General features: G+C 59.3%; 17 protein-coding genes and 1 pseudogene. 5 read left to right on the top strand and 13 right to left on the bottom strand.

The features are described from left to right. Positions 1-10: 10 nt before the first annotated feature. Positions 11-841: a phosphonate ABC transporter ATP-binding protein gene (locus tag ABWQ00_RS12960; protein WP_353239093.1), complete on the bottom strand. Its 831-nt coding sequence runs from the start codon at positions 839-841 to the stop codon at positions 11-13. An 18-nt stretch (positions 842-859) separates the two neighbouring features. Next, positions 860-1735 carry a putative selenate ABC transporter substrate-binding protein gene (locus ABWQ00_RS12955; protein ID WP_353239092.1) on the bottom strand — a complete coding sequence of 292 codons (876 nt, stop codon included), beginning with the start codon at positions 1733-1735 and terminating at the stop codon, positions 860-862. Between the two features lie 172 nt (positions 1736-1907). On the opposite strand from ABWQ00_RS12955, the gene egtD reads away from it, so the two are divergent. Then, positions 1908-2876, top strand: a complete 969-nt coding sequence (gene egtD / locus ABWQ00_RS12950) for an L-histidine N(alpha)-methyltransferase (RefSeq protein WP_353239091.1) — start codon at positions 1908-1910, stop codon at positions 2874-2876. 102 nt (positions 2877-2978) lie between these two features. Beyond that, positions 2979-3743, top strand: coding sequence for an SDR family NAD(P)-dependent oxidoreductase (locus ABWQ00_RS12945; RefSeq protein WP_353239116.1), 765 nt, complete (start codon positions 2979-2981; stop codon positions 3741-3743). A 3-nt stretch (positions 3744-3746) separates the two neighbouring features. Here ABWQ00_RS12945 and ABWQ00_RS12940 read toward each other — a convergent pair whose 3' ends face one another. The 4 genes from ABWQ00_RS12940 to ABWQ00_RS12925 form a co-directional block, all read right to left on the bottom strand. Continuing rightward, positions 3747-4613 carry a TauD/TfdA dioxygenase family protein gene (locus ABWQ00_RS12940; protein WP_353239090.1) on the bottom strand — a complete coding sequence of 289 codons (867 nt, stop codon included), beginning with the start codon at positions 4611-4613 and terminating at the stop codon, positions 3747-3749. Then, positions 4610-5917 carry a TRAP transporter large permease gene (locus ABWQ00_RS12935; RefSeq protein WP_353239089.1) on the bottom strand — a complete coding sequence of 436 codons (1308 nt, stop codon included), beginning with the start codon at positions 5915-5917 and terminating at the stop codon, positions 4610-4612. Before ABWQ00_RS12935 ends, ABWQ00_RS12940 begins: the two co-directional genes overlap by 4 nt. 8 nt (positions 5918-5925) lie before the next feature. Continuing rightward, positions 5926-6417, bottom strand: a complete 492-nt coding sequence (locus ABWQ00_RS12930; protein WP_353239088.1) for a TRAP transporter small permease — start codon at positions 6415-6417, stop codon at positions 5926-5928. A gap of 61 nt (positions 6418-6478) precedes the next feature. Beyond that, entirely contained in the window at positions 6479-7468 is a 990-nt protein-coding gene (locus tag ABWQ00_RS12925) for a TRAP transporter substrate-binding protein (RefSeq protein WP_353239087.1), read from the bottom strand. 271 nt (positions 7469-7739) lie between these two features. Between ABWQ00_RS12925 and ABWQ00_RS12920 the strand changes: the two genes are divergently transcribed. Both ABWQ00_RS12920 and ABWQ00_RS12915 read left to right on the top strand, forming a co-directional pair. Next, positions 7740-8636 (top strand): NAD(P)-dependent oxidoreductase, encoded by an 897-nt coding sequence (locus tag ABWQ00_RS12920; RefSeq protein ID WP_353239086.1) that lies wholly within the window; start codon positions 7740-7742, stop codon positions 8634-8636. Next, a complete protein-coding gene (locus ABWQ00_RS12915; protein ID WP_353239085.1) occupies positions 8636-9649 on the top strand; it encodes a Gfo/Idh/MocA family protein in 1014 nt (337 codons plus the stop codon). The genes ABWQ00_RS12920 and ABWQ00_RS12915 overlap by 1 nt, the downstream gene beginning before the upstream one ends. A 4-nt stretch (positions 9650-9653) precedes the next feature. On the opposite strand, the gene senA is transcribed toward ABWQ00_RS12915, so the two are convergent. The 5 genes from senA to ABWQ00_RS12890 all read right to left on the bottom strand — a co-directional run bounded on the left by senA (position 9654) and on the right by ABWQ00_RS12890 (position 16835). Further along, positions 9654-10817, bottom strand: coding sequence for a selenoneine synthase SenA (senA, locus tag ABWQ00_RS12910; protein WP_353239084.1), 1164 nt, complete (start codon positions 10815-10817; stop codon positions 9654-9656). Between the two features lie 86 nt (positions 10818-10903). Beyond that, complete coding sequence (locus ABWQ00_RS12905; protein WP_353239083.1) at positions 10904-11233, bottom strand: P-II family nitrogen regulator; 330 nt, start codon at positions 11231-11233, stop codon at positions 10904-10906. A 15-nt stretch (positions 11234-11248) separates the two neighbouring features. Continuing rightward, the gene (locus ABWQ00_RS12900; protein WP_353239082.1) at positions 11249-14338 is read right to left on the bottom strand and encodes an efflux RND transporter permease subunit; all 3090 of its coding nucleotides are present in this window, start codon (positions 14336-14338) and stop codon (positions 11249-11251) included. 14 nt (positions 14339-14352) lie between these two features. Then, on the bottom strand, positions 14353-15537 hold the full coding sequence (locus tag ABWQ00_RS12895; protein WP_502908134.1) for an efflux RND transporter periplasmic adaptor subunit: 1185 nt from the start codon (positions 15535-15537) through the stop codon (positions 14353-14355). Continuing rightward, the gene (locus ABWQ00_RS12890; protein ID WP_353239081.1) at positions 15534-16835 is read right to left on the bottom strand and encodes a TolC family protein; all 1302 of its coding nucleotides are present in this window, start codon (positions 16833-16835) and stop codon (positions 15534-15536) included. Before ABWQ00_RS12890 ends, ABWQ00_RS12895 begins: the two co-directional genes overlap by 4 nt. A gap of 235 nt (positions 16836-17070) precedes the next feature. Here ABWQ00_RS12890 and senB point away from each other — a divergent pair, with 235 nt between their 5' ends. Beyond that, positions 17071-18033 (top strand): selenoneine biosynthesis selenosugar synthase SenB, encoded by a 963-nt coding sequence (gene senB, locus ABWQ00_RS12885; protein WP_353239080.1) that lies wholly within the window; start codon positions 17071-17073, stop codon positions 18031-18033. A gap of 5 nt (positions 18034-18038) precedes the next feature. Here senB and ABWQ00_RS12880 read toward each other — a convergent pair whose 3' ends face one another. After that, the gene (locus ABWQ00_RS12880) at positions 18039-18884 is read right to left on the bottom strand and encodes an MTAP family purine nucleoside phosphorylase (protein ID WP_353239079.1); all 846 of its coding nucleotides are present in this window, start codon (positions 18882-18884) and stop codon (positions 18039-18041) included. 2 nt (positions 18885-18886) lie between these two features. Continuing rightward, positions 18887-19256 (bottom strand): annotated as a pseudogene (locus ABWQ00_RS12875) (hypothetical protein); the annotation flags it as partial.

The raw sequence follows: 19256 nt of genomic DNA, 5'->3' as shown, positions 1-19256 counted from the left end.
GCAGTGCGCGTCAGCGGCAATGCATCACAGCCGGCGCAGCCGGGGCCGGCTCGTCCACGCTGATCGGCGCTTCGCCGCGCAACTCGTGTTCGTGCTGGTCATACAGGTGGGCCAAGTGCTCGCGGCTGACTTGTGCAGACGGCAAGTCAAAAACCAGCTGTCCGTCGCGCAAACCCACAATGCGCGGGAAATGCGCCAAGGCCATGTCCACCTGGTGCAAGGTGGCCACCAGCGTGACTTGACGTTCGGCGGCCAAGCCCACCAAGGCCGTCATGGCCATGCGGGCGCGCATCGGGTCAAGGGCCGACAGCGGCTCGTCGATCAGCCACAGGCTGGCCGGTGCCAACAGGGCGCGGGCCAAACCCACGCGCTGGCGTTCGCCGCCCGACAAGCGGTCCACCCGCTCGAACAATTTGTCACCCAAATCAAAGTGCGCCAGCGCTTCATAAGCCGCCGGGATGTCGGTGGGATAGAAAAGCGAGCGCAAACTGGCCCATAAACCCATGGCAGGCAAGCGCCCGGCCAGCACCGATGTCACCACGCGTTGGCGCGGCGGCAGCGGCGGCACCTGCGGGGCCAAAAACAACTGACCGCGCAAACCGCGCAGTGCCCCGGGCGATTGCGTCCAAGGGTTCACGCCCGACAGCTGCAGCGTGCCCTGGGTGGGCCGCTGCGCGCAAGCCAACACCTGCAGCAAGGTCGTCTTGCCCGCGCCCGAGGGGCCGATGATGGCCACCTGCTCGCCAGCGCCCAAACGCAGGTTGAGCGCACGCAAGGCCGCTGGGGCACCCGGCAGAGCGGCCGGGTGGCGCGCCTCCAAAGACTGCAGATCGATGTTCACGGCGCAAGGGCTCAGGCTTTAGAGCAAACCTGCACTGCGGGCCGCCGACTCCAAGCCCTTGTAGTTCTCGGGCGTGGTGGAGATGTAGCGGGTCGAGCGGTTGAGCTTCAAGATCTCGGCGTGCTCGGGGTTGGACGGGTTCAGCGCCAGCAAGGCGGCCTTGATCTTTTCGCGCAAATCGGCGGGCATGTCGGCATGAACAGACCAGTTGTAGTTGAAGTAAGGCGCGGTGGTGAAGAACACGTTCACGTCTTGCGTGTTGACCTTGTTTTCGGACACAAACTTGCGCCAAACCGTGATGTCCAGCGCAGCGGCATCGACCTTGCCACTGACCACCGAGGCGATGGTGGCGTCGTGCGCGCCGCTGTAGGCGATGCGCTTGAAGTCTTTTTCAGGGTCGATGTTGGCTTGCAGCAAAAAGCTGCGCGGCATCAGGTGGCCCGAGGTGCTGCTTTGCGAGCCAAACGAGACCTGCTTGCCTTTCATGTCGGCCAAGCTTTTGATGCCCGAGTTGGTCTTGGCGATGAAGACCGATTGGAATCGTGTGTCCTCTTCGCGCTGGGCGATGGGCACGATTTTGCCGCCCGAGCGGATACTGGCCTGCACAAAGGTGAAGCCACCAAACCAGACCACATCGACCTTCTTGTTCACCAAAGACTCCACCGCAGCCGGGTAATCGGTCACGGGCGTGAACACCACCTTCATGCCCAATTGCTTTTCCAAGTAGTTGGCCAAGGGCGTGAACTTGCGCACCTGCTCGGTGGCGGCTTCCTCGGGGATGGTGGTCACGCGCAGCGTGGTTTGGGCTTGTGCCGTCGTTGCCACAGTGGCCGACAGTGCCAGCAGGCCGATAAAAGCGCCGGACAAAATGGGGGAGAGAAAAGCTTTGAACATGGTGCCCTTGCGTTAAATCAAACAAACTCGATTACAACCTGAATTCAAGACGCTTGGCGCCGATGGCGCGAAACAACCCCGTTGGGCAAGACGCTGATCGACCCCAAAGCAAGGACCCAGGCCTTGTTCCACCCCCAGTGACACCGGCAAGATCTCTGACCTAACATACCGCATGACCATCCCCCAATTCATCCAGCTGCACCAGCACGACGCCGCCGCTGTAGCGCAAGAACTCTTGCAGGGCTTGAGCGCCCCACAGGCCTACACCTCGCCCAAATACCTCTACGACGCGCTGGGCTCGCGCCTGTTCGAGGCCATCACCGAACTGCCCGAATACGACCTGACGCGCACCGAGGCGCAGCTCATGTGCCTGCACAGCGCTGACATGGCCCAACATTTGCCCAAAGGGGCTTGCTGGGTGGACTTGGGTGCAGGCAACTGCGAAAAAGCCGGGCGACTGCTCGGCCCCATGCAGGCCGCGCGCTATGTGGCGGTGGACATTTCGGTGGACTTTGTGCGCCAAGCCTTGGGCCACCTGCAACACCAACACCCGGGTCTGCCAATGGTGGGCTTGGGCACCGACTTTTCGGGTGGCCTTGATTTGCCGGAGGCGCTGGCGCTGGATCCTGCTCAGCCGCGCGTGCTGTTTTACCCGGGCTCAAGCATCGGCAATTTCACGCCCGTGCAAGCGCTGGGCTTTTTGCAAAGTCTGCACCGCGCTTGCGGTACGGCCATGGGCAGTGGCCTGCTGATCGGGGTGGACTTGCTCAAAGATCCGGTTGAATTGGCAGCCGCCTACGACGACGCCCTGGGCGTCACCGCCGCTTTTGATTTGAACTTGTTGCTGCACATCAACCGCTTGGCGGGCAGCGACTTTGCGGTGCGCGACTGGCGGCACTTGTCGCGCTTCAACGCAGCGCAATCGCGGGTCGAAATGCACCTGCAAGCGCGCCACGTGGTCACCGTCCGGTGGCCAGGCGGGCTACGCCAGTTTGCAGCAGACGAAACCATCCACACCGAAAACGCTTGCAAGTGGACCGTGCCCGACTTTGCCGCTCTGCTTCACGCAGCAGGCTTTGCCAAGACACACGCATGGACCGATCCTGCCCAGCGTTTTGCGGTATTTTGGGCACAGTCTTGAGCTTGTCGCCGATATGATTGGTGCCCCTGGCGGGCCTGCTCATAATCCATTGAACCCAGCGCTTGTGCTGTGCCAAAAAGAAATGAACAGGAGACGTGCATGTTGAACGATCTGAAAAACAAAGTGGTGTTGATCACCGGCTCCAGCACCGGCATTGGGGCAGCTGCTGCCCTGGCCTTTGGCCAACTGGGCGCACGCGTGGCGGTGCACTACAACAGCAGCAAAGGCCCTGCTGAAGAGGTGCTCCAAGCCGTGAAGGCCACGGGCGCACAAGCCATCTTGCTCCAAGGCAACGTGCTTGAAACGGCTCAATGCCATCGCCTGGTCGAAGAAACTGTCAAAGCCTTTGGCCGCATCGACATCCTGATCAACAACGCAGGGGCCTTGGTCCAGCGCGTGCCCATTGAAGAGATCACCGACGAGCTCTTTGACAATGTGGTTCACCTGAATGTGCGCTCAGCCATGATGTGCACCGCTGCGGCCGTAGCAGCCATGCGCAAGCAGGGCCAGGGAGGCGCCATCATCAACGTGACCTCGGTGGCGGCTCGCCACGGTGGCGGGGCCGGCGCCTCGTTGTACGCCGGCTCCAAAGGCTTCGTGGCCACCATGACCAAAGGTCTGGCCAAAGAATTGGTCAAGGACAACATTCGCGTCAACGCGGTGTCACCCGGCGTGATCACCACCCCGTTTCATGAGCGATTTTCAACACCCCAAATGCTCGAAGGCTTCAGAGCCACGATCCCCATGAACCGCCTGGGCACTGCCGATGAGTGTGCAGGTGCATTCGTGTACCTGGGATCTGAGCAAATGTCGGGTTATGTGACCGGTCAAATCATCGACATCAACGGTGGGCAATACATGCCCTGATGCTCAATGCCCTGACGGGTACAGCACGGTCACGCGCCACAAGGTGCGTGGCCGAGTCAAATCGATCAAAGGCGCGCTGTGCAGCAGCAAGGCGTTGTCCCAAACAATGACGTCGCCGTTTTCATAGTTGTGCGTGTAGCAATATTTGTCCTGCGTGGCATGTGCTGCCAACTCGCGCAGCAGTGCCAAAGCAGGCTCATCCATCATGCCCTCAATGCCAAAGGAACTGCCGCTCACCGCATACAAAGCAGGCTGCCCGGTGAAGGGGTGTTTTTTGACCAAGGGGTGACGCACCCAGTTGACTTTCTTCACCTGGTCGGGGTTGAGCACCGAGGCCACGCTGCGCGATTGCGGGTTCAGGTCGTCGCGGTTGCCATAGTGGTGCTTGACCACCAGCCCCTCAATTCTCTCTTTCATGCGGGGTGACAGATCGGCGTAGGCCTTGGCCTGGTTGGCAAAGCGGGTGCCATTGGGCGCTGGCGGCACGTCTTGGGCGTGCAAGATGGTGCAACGCGCCACGTCGTCCAGGTACGAGTAGTCGGTGTGAAAGTAGGTGCCCGCGTCAACCAGCCCCGTGGGTTGTCCGTCCTTAAAGACATTCGACAGCAGCAAAATATTGGGGTCTTGTGGGTGGTGAAAGGTGTCGATGACATGCGGCGACGGCTGGCCCCACTGCCGGGCAAAGCCCACCATTTGTGCAGCGCTGAGCGTCTGGTTTTTCAGCACGATGAAGCCATGCCGGTGCAAGGCATTGGCAAGCCACTGCTGTTGGCTTGCGTCCAAGGGCTCGGACACGTCTAGCCCGTCGATGCGGGCGCCCAGCACATCACTCAAAGGTGTCAACACAGGCATGGGGCTGGCTTTTGTCAATTGATCATTTCGGGAGAAAAAATCCGCGGCAAAAACAACGCAATTTCAGGAAAGACGATGACCGCAAACAACACCAACAGCATCGGCACGACCATGATCATGGTGTCCTTCAATGCATATCGGAGCGGCACTTTGGCCACCGCACAACAAATCATGAGGCACATGCCATAAGGTGGTGTGACCAACCCAAAGGCCAAAGACAAAATGCCGATGATGGCAAAGTGCACAGGGTGCATGTCCACCGATTGGGCCAGAGGTTGCAAGGTGGTGCCCACGATGATGATGGCGGGAATCGCATCCAGAAAACAGCCCACAATGAGGAAGGCCACTGCGATGAAAATGCCGACGCCAATCACATCCATGCCCCATGTTTGGACATTGGTCAGCAAGGCTTTGGGAATTTGGTAGTAGGCCAACAGCCAGCCAAAAACCGAGGCCGTGCCCACACAAAACAAGGCCACGGCCGACAGTTTTCCGGTGTCCAACACTGCAGCCATGAACTGCTTGAAGCCCATCTCTCGGTAAAACAACAAAGACAGCACGGCGGCATACAGCACCGCAGCAGCCGCCGACTCGGTTGCCGTGAACCAGCCCAGCAAAATACCGCCCACGATGATCACAGGGGTGAACAGGGCTGGAATAGCGATAAGGGCTGATTTGAAAATTTCAGCGAAGTTGGCGCGCGGGTAGACCGGGTAATTGCGCTTGACCGAATAGGCGTGCACAGTCGCCATTTGGGCCAAACACAGCAACACGCCTGGCACGATGCCCGCCAAGTACATCGCACCGATCGAGGTGGAGATCACGCCCCCCCACACCACCATCAGAATGGACGGAGGAATGATGACAGCCAACACAGACGAAACCGCTGTGACAGCGATCGAAAACGACAAGTCATAGCCTTCCTTGACCTGGGCCTCGATGAACAGTTTGCCTTGTCCAGCAGCATCAGCGCTGGCCGAACCCGAGATGCCGGCAAAAAACACCGACAGCAGCACATTGATCTGTGCCAACCCACCCGGGAAGTGGCCCACCAGCGCCCTGGACAATCGCATCATGCGCACGGTGATGCCACCGCCGTTCATCAAATTGGCCGTCAACAGGAAAAATGGTACCGCCAACAAGATGAACGAGTTGTAGGTCTTGAAGGTCTCATTGAACAAGACCATGGGCGAAAGCCGGGGTTCGAGCAACAAAACAGGCAAAGAAGCCAGCCCTAACGCGAAGGCTACGGGAACCCGTATGGCCAACAAAAAGAAAAAGGCACCAAAGAGTACCAAAGCCGCCACTCCTGGCGAAAACATGACAGAGCTCAAACTGCTGACTCCTGTTGAAGGCTTTCATCGACGCCTGTGGGGTTGAACATGTGGTGCAACAAAAAAACCATCCACAGAAAACCCGAAATGGGCCAGGCAATGAAAATCCACCACATGGGCATATCGGCCAATTCAGAGGTTTGATTCCAGCCAAATTGGGTGAACTCAATGCCCCAGTAAAAAATCACAGCCGAAAAAATCAGCATGAAAAATTGGCAAACAAACAACAGCCGTCGGTTGACCTTGTCAGACAGTTGCGGCAAAAAGTCCACGTCAAAGTGCATCTTTTCACGCACACCCAGCGTGGCCCCCAGCATGATCAGCCAGACGAAAAAAAACCGACTCATCTCTTCGGTCCACATGTAGCGCGGTATCAAATCGGTGTACCGCGAAAAAATCTGCAGACTCACCGGCACCAACAAAAGCAGCACCGTGAAAATCAAAAGAAATGACAGCAATCCGTCGATGATGAACAACAGTTTTTTCATACGCCATGTCGGTGAGGCAAAAAACAAGGCGGCAGCTTGTAGGCCACCGCCTTGAAGGGGATCACTTCAAGCTGTTGATCCTGGCATAAATGGCATCAGCTCCGACCTCTTTGGCGTAGGCGGCCATGACCGGATCGACCAGTCTTTGCATCTCTGCACGTTGGCTGAAAGGCACCTGCTTGAGCTTGCCTTCTTTGGCGTACTTGTCCAACTTGGCCTGGTCTTCGGACGATTCAACTTGTCGGCCATAGGCGCCCGCCTCTTTGCCAGCCTTCAAAATCGCGTCTTGTAAATCGGCTGGCAATCTCTTCAAGGTCTTGACCGAGAAGCACAGGGGGCGGATCGTGATGGCGTGGCGGGTCATCAAGATGTTGGGGGCGACTTCAAAAAACTTCATGGCTTCAACGCCGGCCGCTTCGTTTTCACCGGCATTGATCACACCGTTTTGAATGGCGTTGTAGACCTCGTTATAAGCAATCACGGTGGGTGTCATGCCCACGGCGTTGAAGGTGCGGCTCCAAATGGGTGCGCCTTGCACGCGCACTTTGAGGTTTTTCAAGTCGGCCAAGTTGCCCGCCGTCTTGTTGGAGAAGATGTTGCGCACACCACCCCCGGCATAACCGATCAGCTTGACTTCGGCTTTTTGCTCCACCTCATCGGCAATGGGCTTGAGCACGTCTTGGTCCAGCACCTTGTTCCAATGGGTCAGGTCGCTGAACAAAAAGGGCGCATCGATGAAGGGCGCGGCTTTGGAAAAGGTGGACATGTGGGCGGGCGAGACAATGGCGTAGTCCACCGCCTTGCCTTGGTTCATGTAGGCGAAGTAATCCTTTTCCAAGCCCAAAGAACTGTTCTTGTGCAACACGAAGTTGATGGGCTTGCCATAGTATTTTTTGACCAGTTCTTCAAAACGAACCAATGATTTTGTAAATGCATGGTCATCGCCAAATTGCGATGCCCCATGGAGCGTGATGGGCGCTTGTTGGGCGTGCGCGCTCAAGGCCAGCACTGAAGAAAGAAAAGCGCCAATCAATGGCTTGAAAATTTTCATGTCGATGTCTCCTGTCGTGAATTGTTGAGCACACCCTCTGTGTGGCACTTTCACTCTAGGCCTTTGCCATTGGAGCTGTGCTAGGGTTAACCATAAGACCTGTCGCTGTGTGTCACCAAAGTGTCCCGGGTGACTGGTCAAGTTCGGTGCAAAAAGATAACTTGAAGTCCGGTTTGAGTCGGGGTTTACACAGACCCCATCACACCTCAGTGTCTGCTGATCGGGTACAGGTAGGCCAAGACTTTTTTCACCCCCAACGAAAGACACTGTTATGCAACACATCGGTTTTATTGGTGCTTCAGGCCTGATGGGCCACGGTATGGCCAAAAATTTGTTGTCCAAAGGTTTTCAGGTTTCTTTGACAGCGCATTCACGACGCGAGCCTTTGCAGGACCTGTTGGCTGCTGGCGCCAAGCTGGTAGAGCACCATGCGGATCTGTCGGCCTGCGACGCGGTCATCATTTGTGTCACGGGATCTCCACAAGTTGAAGCCGCCTTGGAGGGCCCAAGCGGCTTGTTCAGTCAAGCCCGCTCGGGACTGGTGGTGGTCGATGCATCGACCAGCGAGCCCGACTCCACTCGCCGCTTGGCTGCACGTTGCCAGGCCTTGGGCATGACCCTGGTCGATGCCCCTTTGGCGCGCACCCCAGTAGAGGCCGAAGCCGGAAAACTCAACACCATGGTGGGCGCATCGCCCGAGGTTTTTGCCCGCCTGGAGCCGGTGTTCAAGGCCTATTGCGAAAATATTTTCCACGTTGGAGAGATGGGCGCAGCCCATGTCATTAAGCTGCTGAACAACTTTTTGGGCCAGGCCATCACCACCGCTGCAGCCGAAGCCTTTGCCGTGGGTGCCAAGGCTGGGATCGATGTAGGGCAGTTGGTGCGCGTGGTGTCGGCCGGCGCCGTCAATTCGGGTTTGTTTCAGGCCATGGCCAAAACACTGGAGGGCGATTACACCGGACTGAAGTTCGAATTGAACAACGCATCGAAAGACTTGCGCTACTACGTGCATTTGACCGAAAGCGTGAAAGCACCTTCGTTGGTTGGCACCAGCGTACACCAGAGTTTGGTGACGGCCTGTGCGTTGGGATATGGTCAAGAACTGGTGCCCTCTTTGGTCAAGGCCCAAGCGCAAATCAATCAAGTCAGAATTGGTCAAGCTCGCTGATGTCTGAGCGTTTTGGTATGGCTCTGGTGGGTCTGGGTGCGGCAAGCCAACCGCATCTGCTCAGCCTGCAAGACTTGAGCGAGCGCATCGACCTGCGCTATGCCGTCACGCGCCACCCCCACCCTGATCGCATCAGGCCTTTCACCGGCCCTGTTCGTTTGGTCAGTGCACTGGATGAGGCCCTGAACGACCCACTGGTTCAAGCGGTCATTGTGGCCACACCGCCGTCCACCCATTTGGACATTTGTCAACGTTGCTTCGCTGCTGGCAAACATGTCTTGCTCGAAAAGCCGCTGGAGCTCAACTTGGAAAGGTCCAAACAACTGGTGTCGCTGGCCCAGCAATATGGTCTTCATTTGGGTGTTGTCTTTCAACACCGGTTCCGTCAAGCATCGCTTGTTTTGCAGGATGTGCTGGAGACAGGGCGCCTGGGTGAGGTCCAAGCCGCATCGGTGCGGGTGCCGTGGTGGCGATCGCAAGCCTATTACAACGAACTGGGCAGGGGCACGTTGGCACGTGATGGCGGTGGTGTTTTGCTGACGCAGGCCATCCACACCCTCAACCTGTTTCAGGTGCTGGTCGGGGTGAAATCCGTTACGGCTTCGCTGGTGCAGAAAACCCGTTTACACCAGATGGAAACAGAAGACCACGTGAGTGCACTCTTGGTTTTGGGCAATGGTGCAGCAGGCGACCTGATGGCCACAACCGCCATGTACCCCGGGTTCCCGGAAACGATCGAGGTGATTGGCACTTTGGGCAGCGCACGGCTGACCGGAGCCGATCTGCAGGTGCACTTTTTGACGGGCGAACTTTTGACTGTTCGCAGTGAAGGCGGCACCGGCAGCGGTGCCAACATGATGGATTTTTCACATGCGCCACACCGCGATCTTTTGACCGATTTCATGGACGCGATTGCCCAAAAACGTGCGCCGCGGGTCACCGGCGAAGATGCTTTGAAAACCCATCTGCTGATCGATGCTTTGCTGCGCAAGGCGCAAGTGTCCAAAGTCTGACGCCTCAAATTTTGACTGAGCGAAAACCCGCCAAGATATCTTGCCGCTCGGGCACGAAAAAGTTGCGGTAACGCGCATCGACCAGATGCTGCGACGTGGCCCAGCATGCGCCCTTGAGCACGCGGTGACCCTGCCACCAAGGCTCTGAATACTCTCGATAAGGGTGGGGTAAAAAGCCCGGGTAAGGCGCAAAATCGTCGGCCGTCCATTCCCAAACCCTGCCCCACTCAAACCCGTGTGTGTTCGCAGCGCAAGTCCATTGCGCCTCGGTGGGCAAACGCCTGCCAGCCCAGTGGCACCAGGCCTGGGCATCCCATGCATTCACATGCACCACGGGTGCGCTCATTGGCATCGCTCGCCAGTGGCCAAACACTTGGACCTGCCACCCCCCCTGAACGCAGCGCACATGGGGCGGCAGGGCATGCCCTGTTTCTTGCAAGAAAGGCAGGTACTGCGCCCACGACACCGCCTGGGCATCGATCTCGTAAGCCGCCAAGGCCACCGTGTGCGCTGGGCATTCGTTGTCAAAAGCAAATCCAGTCCCTGAATGGCCCAACTGACAGACTTGGGATGGGATGCGCAATCCTGCCCTTGGGACCATTTCTTGGTGCCATGACAGCGCATGACCCACACACCAGGCTTCGGGCAAAGCCACACCCAGGTTTTGTGCCATGTAGACCGAAGCCTCGTTGTGCATGGCCTCGTGTTGCAAAACCAGCCGCCAAAAGTAAAGGGCCTCGTCGCTGGCGTCGGGCGCAGCCCGCAAATGGGCCAGGCTGTGCGCCAGCACATCGGACAGGTAACGCTGGGTGTGTTCAAAGTCCGGCAGGGCCAGCGACCAGCGGCTGTCGTGCGCCACTTCACTGGAGTTGTACAGCGCATCGGCATGGGGCATGAGTGAGGGGGCAAAGCCATCGCCCGAAGAAGCGCTGCGTATGCCTTCGTGGCGCTGTCGGTTGCGCACCGTCCACCACTCCTGAAACCAAGCGATGTGGCCCCACTCCCAAAGCGGCGGATTCACTCGAGGTGACAGTGGCACCGATAAATCGGAGACCGCGGCCTGCCAGGCTTGCATCAAGCCCAGCGTGCGCTGCCGGGTTTGTGACAAAGCCGCTGCCAAGGCTCTGGTGCCATCTGTGCGCAGCGTATTGAAGAAAGGCCCTGTCAAGATAATCGTAAATAGGGTGAATGAACAGTCAAGGTGAAAGCAAACAAAGACACAAAATGCTCGCCATGGCGAAACTCAGGGCGGTCTCAAGCCATGGGCTCACCGTTGCGAACCCGGTGTACAGACGCCACGTCCAGCACCCAGACAAGGCCATCTCCGAAATTGCCAGTACCGCAAGAGGCGACGATAACATTGCGAATGGTTTCCACCATGTCATCGGGGCACAGCACACAGACCATGTATTTCTCTGTGAAATCGGTCAGCTCGTCGCGCACAGAGCGCTTGTCGATGGAGGCCGGGGCCGTGAAGCCCTGGGCACTGAACATGGACATGCCCGGAAAATTGGGGATCGCACGCAAGGCTTCTCGCAAGCGATCACGGCGATTGGGGCGAATGATGGCGCGTACTTCTTTCATCAACTGTCTCCAAATTTAAGCTTCTTGTGGCACGTCGTCGAACCACCTGTAAAGCGCAGGCAAAACGACCAGTGTCAGTAATGTAGAGGAAATCAAACCCCCAATGACCACCACGGCCAAGGGGCGTTGAACTTCTGATCCAGGGCCCGTGGCAAACAGGAAGGGCACCAGGGCCAACAGCGCCACCGTGGCGGTCATGAGCACAGGCCGAAAGCGTTGCACGCAACCCTCGCGCACCGCAGCGGCGACCGACATGCCGTCTTCGCGCAGCTTGCGAATGCTGCTGACCAGCACCACACCATTGAGCACCGCAATGCCCCACAAGGCGATGAAGCCCACCGAGGCCGGCACGCTGATGTACTCACCCGACACAAACAGGGCCAAGATGCCGCCAATCGATGCAAACGGCAGAACCAGAATGATCAAGGTCGCCAATTTGACCGAATTGAACAGCATGAACAACAAGAAGAAGATGGCGACGATGGTCAGCGGCACGATGATGGTGAGCGTTTCCATGGCGCGCTCCATGTTTTCAAACTGACCACCCCAAGACAGGTAATACCCATCTGGCAGGGTCAGTTCGGCATCGACGCGTTGCTGCACCTCTTGCACAAAGCCACCCAAGTCTCGGCCACTCACGTTGGCACCCACCACCACACGGCGTTTGCCAAACTCGCGGCTGATGGTGGGCGGGCTGTCCACGAGTTCAATGCTGGCCACGGCTGACAGGGGAACCAAAGTCCCGTCCCTGGTTTTCAAGGTCGTGTTGCGGATGGACTGAATCGAATTGCGGTTTTCTTGTGGGTAGCGCACCACGATTTCAAAGCGCCTTTGGCCTTCGTACAACTGGCCAACTGCCTTACCGCCAAAAGCGGTTTCGATCAGGTCGTTGACATCCGAGACATTGATGCCATAGCGGGCAATCGATTGCCGGTCGATTTCAATGGTCAAGGTCTGCTGCCCCGACAAGCGCTCCACACGCAAGTCAATGGCACCGGGCACGGTGCTGGTGATGCGGGCCACCTCTTCAGAGATGCGCTTGAGTTCGGCCAAATCGTCACCAAACACCTTGATGGCCAACTGCGAACGCACGCCGGTCACCATCTCGTCCACCCGCTGTGCGATGGGCTGGTTCATGATGACCTGCACACCCGGCAAGACGGCCAGCGCTTTGCGAATGTCTTCTTCGATCTCGGTCTGGGTGCGCCCGGCTTCGCGGTCAATCACCACAATCGGATCGGACTCATTGGGACCGGCTGGATCGGCCAAGGACTCACCCCGGCCCAGCTTGGCCACCACCGATTTGACCCCCGGCACTTGCGAGACGATTTTCATCGCCTCGTACTCCACCTTGAGCGATTCCTCGAGTGAAATGCTGGGCACCCGAATGATCTGAGGAACGATGTTGCCCTCTTTCATGGTGGGGATGAAGCTTTTACCGAGCAGCGGAAACAAGGACAAGGAGCCGACCAACAAAGCCACGGCGATCGTGATCGTCTTCTTTTCAGCGCCCAAGGCCACATGCAAAACCGTCAGGTAGTGGCGCTTCAAAAAGGCGATCGGCTTGGTGTCGTGGTCGCTGCCGCCGCGCAGCACATAGCTGCACAGCACGGGCGACAAAAACAGCGACACCACCAAAGACACGGCCAATGCGATCGCAATGGTCAAAGCCAAAGGCGCGAACATCTTGCCTTCCATGCCCGTCAAGGTCATCAGGGGCAAGAACACCAAGATGATGATGGACATGCCATAGACCGTGGGCTTGGCGATTTCACTGGTGGCCTCCAGGATGGTTCGCAGCCTGGACGCTCGGCTGGGGCCGGCTTGCCCCAATTTGTGGAAGACGTTTTCGACCACCACCACCGTGCCATCGACCATCAGACCGATCGCGATCGCCAACCCCCCCAGCGACATCAGGTTGGCCGACAAGCCCAACTGGTTCATCATCATGAAAGTGACCAAGGGCGTGATGACGATGGTGGCCACCACCACCAAGCTGGAACGCACATCACCCAAGAACAGCAACAAGATGATGATGATGAAGACAATGCCTTCCAGCAGCACCTTGGTCACCATCCACAAGGCCGAATCCACCAACTCGGTGCGGTCGTAAAAGGCTTCGATTTGCAAGCCACCAGGCAACATGCCCTTTTGGTTGATCTCTTCGACCTTGGTCTTGACCCGGCCCACCACCTCTTTGGCGTTGGCACCGCGCAGCATCATCACGATGCCGGCCACCGCTTCGGTCTCGCCATTTCGCACGATGGCGCCCTGCCGCACGGCAGCGCCCACCTGGACCTGCGCCACATCGCGTACGAACACGGGCACGTCACCCGACTCTTTCAAGATGATGTTGCCAATGTCGTCGGCGGTTTGGATCAAGCCCACGCCGCGGATCAAATACTGCTCGGCCGACGATCGCAGCAAACCGCCACCCGAGTTGGCGTTGTTGCGCTCAATCGATTCGAGCACCTCACGCAGCGACAAGCGGTAGTGGCGCAGGCGGTCTGGGTTGACCAGCACCTGGAATTGGCGCTCCAGGCCGCCCATCGAGTTGATCTCGGCCACGCCAGGGATGGAACGCAACATGGGGCGCAGCACCCAGTCCTGGATGACGCGGCGCTCCATCAGTTCGTTGTCGGAGAGTTTGCGCTGGCCATCGTCCGGATGGACCAAGGTGTATTGGTAGACCTCGCCCAAGCCGGTGGAGACAGGCCCCAAAACCGGCACCACCCCCTCGGGCATGCGGGGCGTGACTTCGAGCAACCGCTCCATCACCAGTTGGCGCGCAAAGTACACATCGGTTTTGTCGGTGAACACCAGGGTGACCAATGACAAACCCGCGCGGTTGAGCGCACGCATTTCGGTCAGGCCTGGCAAACCGGTCATGGCCACTTCGAGTGGCATGGTGACAAAGCGCTCTACCTCTTCGGGTGAACGGCCCGGCACCTCGGTGGCCACCTGAACCTGCACGTTCGTCACATCGGGGAACGCGTCCACCGACAGGCGCATGGCGGCGCGCCCGCCAAAGCCGAGCAACACAAGCGCCACCACCAACACCAGCAAACGCTGGGTCAGGGCGGCACGGATCAAAGACTTCAGCATGGGGTTGTTCCTTGTTACTGAAGTTCAGCGCGCTTGCGCTCGTTGTGCAAATGGAATGCCCCCTCGACCACCACCAGATCACCCAACTTGACACCCTTGAGTACAGGCCTCAGGTCATCGTGCGCAGGGGCCAATTCAACCGGTGTGAAACGGAAAGTGCCTTCACCGACTTTCAGGTAGACGTGATCGCGATCACCCTCGCGGATGACGGCGTCTTGAGGCACCACCAACTCACTGGTGGCCTCGCCCCGGATGCGCATGGTGGCCAGCATTTGGGGTTTCAGGTCACGGCTGAGGTTGTCCACCTGGGTGCGAAACGGCACCGTGCGTGTCTCGGGTGACACCGCGTCGCCCACGTAGATGATTTTTCCGGACAACTGGCGGTTGCCCAGAGCCGGTACTTCGATGTCCACCCGTTGACCGATGCGCACCGAGCGCGCGGTTTGCTCGGGCAAAGCGCCGCTCACCCAAACGTTGCCTAAATCGGCCACCGTAAAGAGGTGGTCACCCGGCTGAACCACCTGGCCATTGCTGATTTTTCGCTCCAGCAGAACGCCAGACTGGGTGGCCAAGATGGGCGCATGGGATTGCAAAGCACCTTGGTCGCGCAGGGCTTCCAATGGGGCACCTGAGATGCCGAGCAACTTGAGCTGGTCACTCAATGCGCGCATTTCGGCGCGGGCCACCGACAACTCTGACTCACGGCGCTGCAGCTCGGCAGCACCGATCACATCGGCTTGAAAGAGTTGGCGCGCGCGGTCTACGGCGCGCTCGGCCAAGCCTGCATTGGAATGTGCGCGCAAAAAGGCCATCTGGGCTTGCGTCAACTCAGGGCTGGCAATCCGCGCCAGGGGTTGGCCCGCTTTGATGCGGTCACCCACCTCCACCAGCAGCTCGGTCACGCGGCCGGTGACCGAAGCGCCAATGCGGGTCACTTGTCGCTCATTCGCCTCGATTCGGCCAGGCACTTCTTGGATCGGAACCAGGTTACTCATGCGTACTTCTCCGGCCACAAAGCGGCTGGCCATGGAAGGCTCGACCTTGATTTGCAAAGGATCACCTGCGGGTTTGGCCGCTTCGGCAGCCACTGGGGCAGAGGGCTTGCCGCAGCCGCTCAAAACAAGGGCACTCAATGCAGCGGACAACAGCAGGACACGCGTGTTCACGAAAGGTCTGACATGGTTGGACATAAGTTTCATTTCACGGATGGGTTGGAATCGGCGGCGTAGCGGCCACTGAGTTGAACAAGGGTGATGCGGGCGACCTGCATCTGGTAGCGGGCCTGCAACAGGTCGGCACGCACACCGCGCAAAACACGTTGGGCGTCCAGCACATCCAAAATGCCACGCTCGCCAAAACGGTAAGCTGCTTCGGCCACACGCAAGGCCGACTCGGCCTCACGAACAACGCCTTGGCTCAAGGCATCCACCCGCAGACGGGACATTTCAAGAGACCGCCAAGCCAACAAAATTTGCTGGGTCATCTCGGCTTGTCGGCCCTCATAACGGGTGCGCGCCCTTTCAAGCTCGGCCACCGCTTCGGCGATCGGGCCGCTGCGCTGGTCTAAAAGGGGGATCTGCACGCCAATACCCCACTGTGATTGACGAACCTGCGGGTCTGACATTTGCGAATAACGCAGGTCCAACGAAGGCATCACGCTGGCGCGCACAGCCGCCAGTCGGGACTTGGCACGGTCTAACTCGTGCTGCAGGATCCTCAACTCGGGGTTGAACTGGCTGGCACTGGCTTGCAATTGCTCCAGGCTCTGGTTGAGCGCTCTTTCACTGGGCGTAGGCGGCTTGAGCTTCCAGCGTGCTGGCAACTGGCCTGCAGCCAATCGGTTGATTTCAAGCAGCGTGCTGTCGGCGCGCAAGGCGGCGGTTTGCTGGCGCTCGCGGGCATTGATGACTTCGGAGTCGGCTTTGATCAGCTCATAGCGCGGCGCCTCACCACTGTTGACCCGAACGCGCACCCGCTGCTGAACTTGCTCCAGCAGCGCCAAAGACTCTGCTGCTGCTTCGGATTCGCCTTGGTGCAGCAAGGCCTCATGAATACGCATGCGCAACTGCGCCAACAGGTCGTTGCGAACATTGGCCTTTTGTTGCTCTGCGCTGGAAACACCGGCTTGGGCAGTGTCCATGCGCGCCCGGCGCAGCTGGGGGTTTTCGATGGGTTGAGTGAAGGTCCAGCTTTGGCTGGAAGCAGAGCCAGAGCCCAACTGTTGCCAAGGTCCGCGTGACAAGTCCATGCGCGGGTTGAGCAAAGCACCTGCCGAGGTGACCGATGCCCGAGCGGCATCGACGGACTGGCTGGTGGCCCGAAGCAAGGGGTTGAACTGCAGAACCAGGGCCTCCAAACTGGCCGTGTCAAATTCTTGCAACTCAGCCGCGCGGTTGGGGCCTGTAGCCTGCACTGCGCTGGCAGTGCTGGTGGGGGTGGAGGCCAAAGCCGGGATGGCCCCTGTGCCAACGAACACCGAGATGGCCCAACACGCCATGGTGTTCAAAGAATGTGTCTGCAGTGGCAGCGGTGCGCGCCTAGAGCGAATCATGAAATGGTCCTGGGTGTGAGGGAGTCGCAATCGAGGTTGATATTCTACAAAAAACGGAACGATCAAATAAAACATTCAGATTTATCCGAAATCTAAAGGGGGAATTGAACACAAAAAGCGGAGTTTTATCCAAAGCCACTGCTCTTGACTGCGTTTCAGCGTGCTCGGCTATAAACAGGCCATGAATTCTCTGCGCATCGTCATCGTCAGCCCCGCCTTGGCCGACGCGAACAACGGCAACTGGCAAACCGCACGCCGCTGGCAGCGCTTGCTGCAGCCGCACCGAGCGCGCATCGTGCGTCAGTGGCCTGACGCGCAGGGCAATGGCGATGGTGTGATGCTGGCCTTGCACGCCCGCCGCTCGGCCGACTCGATTCAGGCTTGGCATGCCCGACATGGCCAACGCGGCTTGGGCGTGGTGCTGACCGGCACCGACCTGTACCGTGACATCGCGCACGACCCGCAGGCGCAGCGCTCCTTGGCCATGGCGCATTCGCTGGTGGTGCTGCAAAGCCTGGGCGTGCAAAGCCTGCCCGGCGAACACCAAGCCAAAGCGCGCGTGATCTTTCAGTCAACCGGCACGCGCCAGACCCTGCCCAAAACCTCGCGCCATTTGCGGGTGGTCATGGTGGGCCATTTGCGTGAAGAAAAAGACCCGCTGACCCTGATGGCCGCAGCGCGTCTGTTGCCCCCAGACGCAGGCGTGTTCATCGACCACATTGGCGCACCACTCGACCCAGCACTGGGCCAAGCGGCTGAGTCCACGCAGGCGCAGTGCCCGTATTACCGCTGGTTGGGAGCGCTGCCGCATGCCCAAACCTTGCAGCGCATCCAGCGCGCGCACCTGCTGGTGCACTGCAGCCGCATGGAAGGCGGCGCGCATGTGCTGATGGAGGCGATGTGCAGCGGCACGCCCGTGCTGGCCTCGCGCATCGACGGCAATGTGGGCCTGCTGGGCAAGGGTTACGCGGGCTACTTCGAGCCCGGTGATGCGCACGCATTGGCCCACGCCTTGTTGGCGCTGCGCACAAATGCACCCGCGCTGGATCAACTCAAGGCCCAGTGCACTGTGCGCGCCCCTTTGTTTGCGCCGCCCGCCGAGCGCGCCGCTTTGCACCGCTGGGTACAAGACCTGAGCAGCTGAGCCGCTCAGCGCCGCAATACCGCCATCCACTGAGCCTGCTCGGGCGTGAGTGCCGCATCGGGTGTGAGCATGGCGCTGGCCAAGGCCTGACGGCTGGCCGGGTCCGGCTCGGGCAGGGGCTGCGACAACAAAGCGTCGAGCACCTGCGCGGCTTTGCCCAAAGTCTTGCCATACAAATCAAAAATGCCAGACACGCTGACGTGCTGCGTTGGGTCGTCCAGCCAGCAGTCGTAGTCGGTGACCAGCCCCACGGTGGCGTAGGCCATCTGGGCTTCGCGGGCCAAAAAGACCTCGGGCACATTGGTCATGCCCACCAGGTGGCAACCGGCTTGGCGCAGGAAATGGCTTTCGGCCTGCGTGCCCAGGCGCGGGCCTTCCACACAGCCGTAGGTCAGGCCCCGGCGCACCGACAGGGCGCAGCGCTGCGCGGCCTGAGAGACGGCATCTACCAAACCAGCACTGACGGGCTTGGCAGTGGACACATGGGCGGCCACGCCTTGGCCAAAAAAGGTGCGTTCGCGCTGGCCACGGGTCCAGTCAAAGTACTGCTCGGGCATGGCCATGTCGCCGGGCTTGACCTCCAGACTCAAGCTGCCCACAGCCGAAAAACCGAGCAACTGCGTGGCCCCGGCTTGCTTGAGGGCAAAGATGTTGGCGCGGTAATTGACCTCGTGCGGCAAGAGGCGGTGGCCGCTGCCGTGGCGCGCCAAAAACAGCACCTCCTGGTCGTGGTACTGCCCGCGCAGGACATCGCCCGAAGCCTGCCCAAAGGGCGTGGTGTCCGCGATGCGCTGCGTGATGCGCAAGCCAGGCAGTTCGTAGAGGCCGGTGCCTCCGATGATGGCCAACATGTTCAAGTCTCCCAACGAATGACATCGGCTTCACGGTAGGCCGGGCCTGCCGCGATGCGCGAAAAATAAGACGCGTGTGCGTCGGAACCCTCGGGCCACTGCTGCAAAAAGCGCGCTTGTGCAGACGCAGCAGGGGTATCGATGGCGATGGCTTCGAAGTGCAGGCTCTGGGTTTGCACCGTGCAGCGGCGCTGCGGCCCCTCAAAAGGCGCGGTGGCGATGCGCGTGAGCAAGCCCGCAGTGTCACCTTGGAAATTGGGCATGCCCGCCGCGCCGTTGTTGAGCACCCAGGCGCTGCGGGCACGACCGGGCACGCTGAACTGCTTAAACACTGGCAAGCAGGTGTGTGTGCTGGCAAAGACGTCCACTTGC

This window comes from Limnohabitans sp., assembly GCF_040400975.1.
Classification (GTDB): Bacteria; Pseudomonadota; Gammaproteobacteria; order Burkholderiales; family Burkholderiaceae_C; genus Limnohabitans_A.
This window is presented reverse-complemented; position numbering and strand designations above follow the sequence as displayed.

Coding starts and splice junctions, on each gene's coding strand:
- ABWQ00_RS12895 (WP_502908134.1), bottom strand. CDS start 15,537: ATGAAACTTATGTCCAACCATGTCAGACCTTTCGTGAACACGCGTGTC.
- ABWQ00_RS12880 (WP_353239079.1), bottom strand. CDS start 18,884: ATGTTGGCCATCATCGGAGGCACCGGCCTCTACGAACTGCCTGGCTTG.
- ABWQ00_RS12925 (WP_353239087.1), bottom strand. CDS start 7,468: ATGAAAATTTTCAAGCCATTGATTGGCGCTTTTCTTTCTTCAGTGCTG.
- ABWQ00_RS12935 (WP_353239089.1), bottom strand. CDS start 5,917: ATGTTTTCGCCAGGAGTGGCGGCTTTGGTACTCTTTGGTGCCTTTTTC.
- ABWQ00_RS12920 (WP_353239086.1), top strand. CDS start 7,740: ATGCAACACATCGGTTTTATTGGTGCTTCAGGCCTGATGGGCCACGGT.
- ABWQ00_RS12955 (WP_353239092.1), bottom strand. CDS start 1,735: ATGTTCAAAGCTTTTCTCTCCCCCATTTTGTCCGGCGCTTTTATCGGC.
- ABWQ00_RS12900 (WP_353239082.1), bottom strand. CDS start 14,338: ATGCTGAAGTCTTTGATCCGTGCCGCCCTGACCCAGCGTTTGCTGGTG.
- egtD (WP_353239091.1), top strand. CDS start 1,908: ATGACCATCCCCCAATTCATCCAGCTGCACCAGCACGACGCCGCCGCT.
- ABWQ00_RS12915 (WP_353239085.1), top strand. CDS start 8,636: ATGTCTGAGCGTTTTGGTATGGCTCTGGTGGGTCTGGGTGCGGCAAGC.
- ABWQ00_RS12930 (WP_353239088.1), bottom strand. CDS start 6,417: ATGAAAAAACTGTTGTTCATCATCGACGGATTGCTGTCATTTCTTTTG.
- ABWQ00_RS12905 (WP_353239083.1), bottom strand. CDS start 11,233: ATGAAAGAAGTACGCGCCATCATTCGCCCCAATCGCCGTGATCGCTTG.
- senB (WP_353239080.1), top strand. CDS start 17,071: ATGAATTCTCTGCGCATCGTCATCGTCAGCCCCGCCTTGGCCGACGCG.
- ABWQ00_RS12890 (WP_353239081.1), bottom strand. CDS start 16,835: ATGGCGTGTTGGGCCATCTCGGTGTTCGTTGGCACAGGGGCCATCCCG.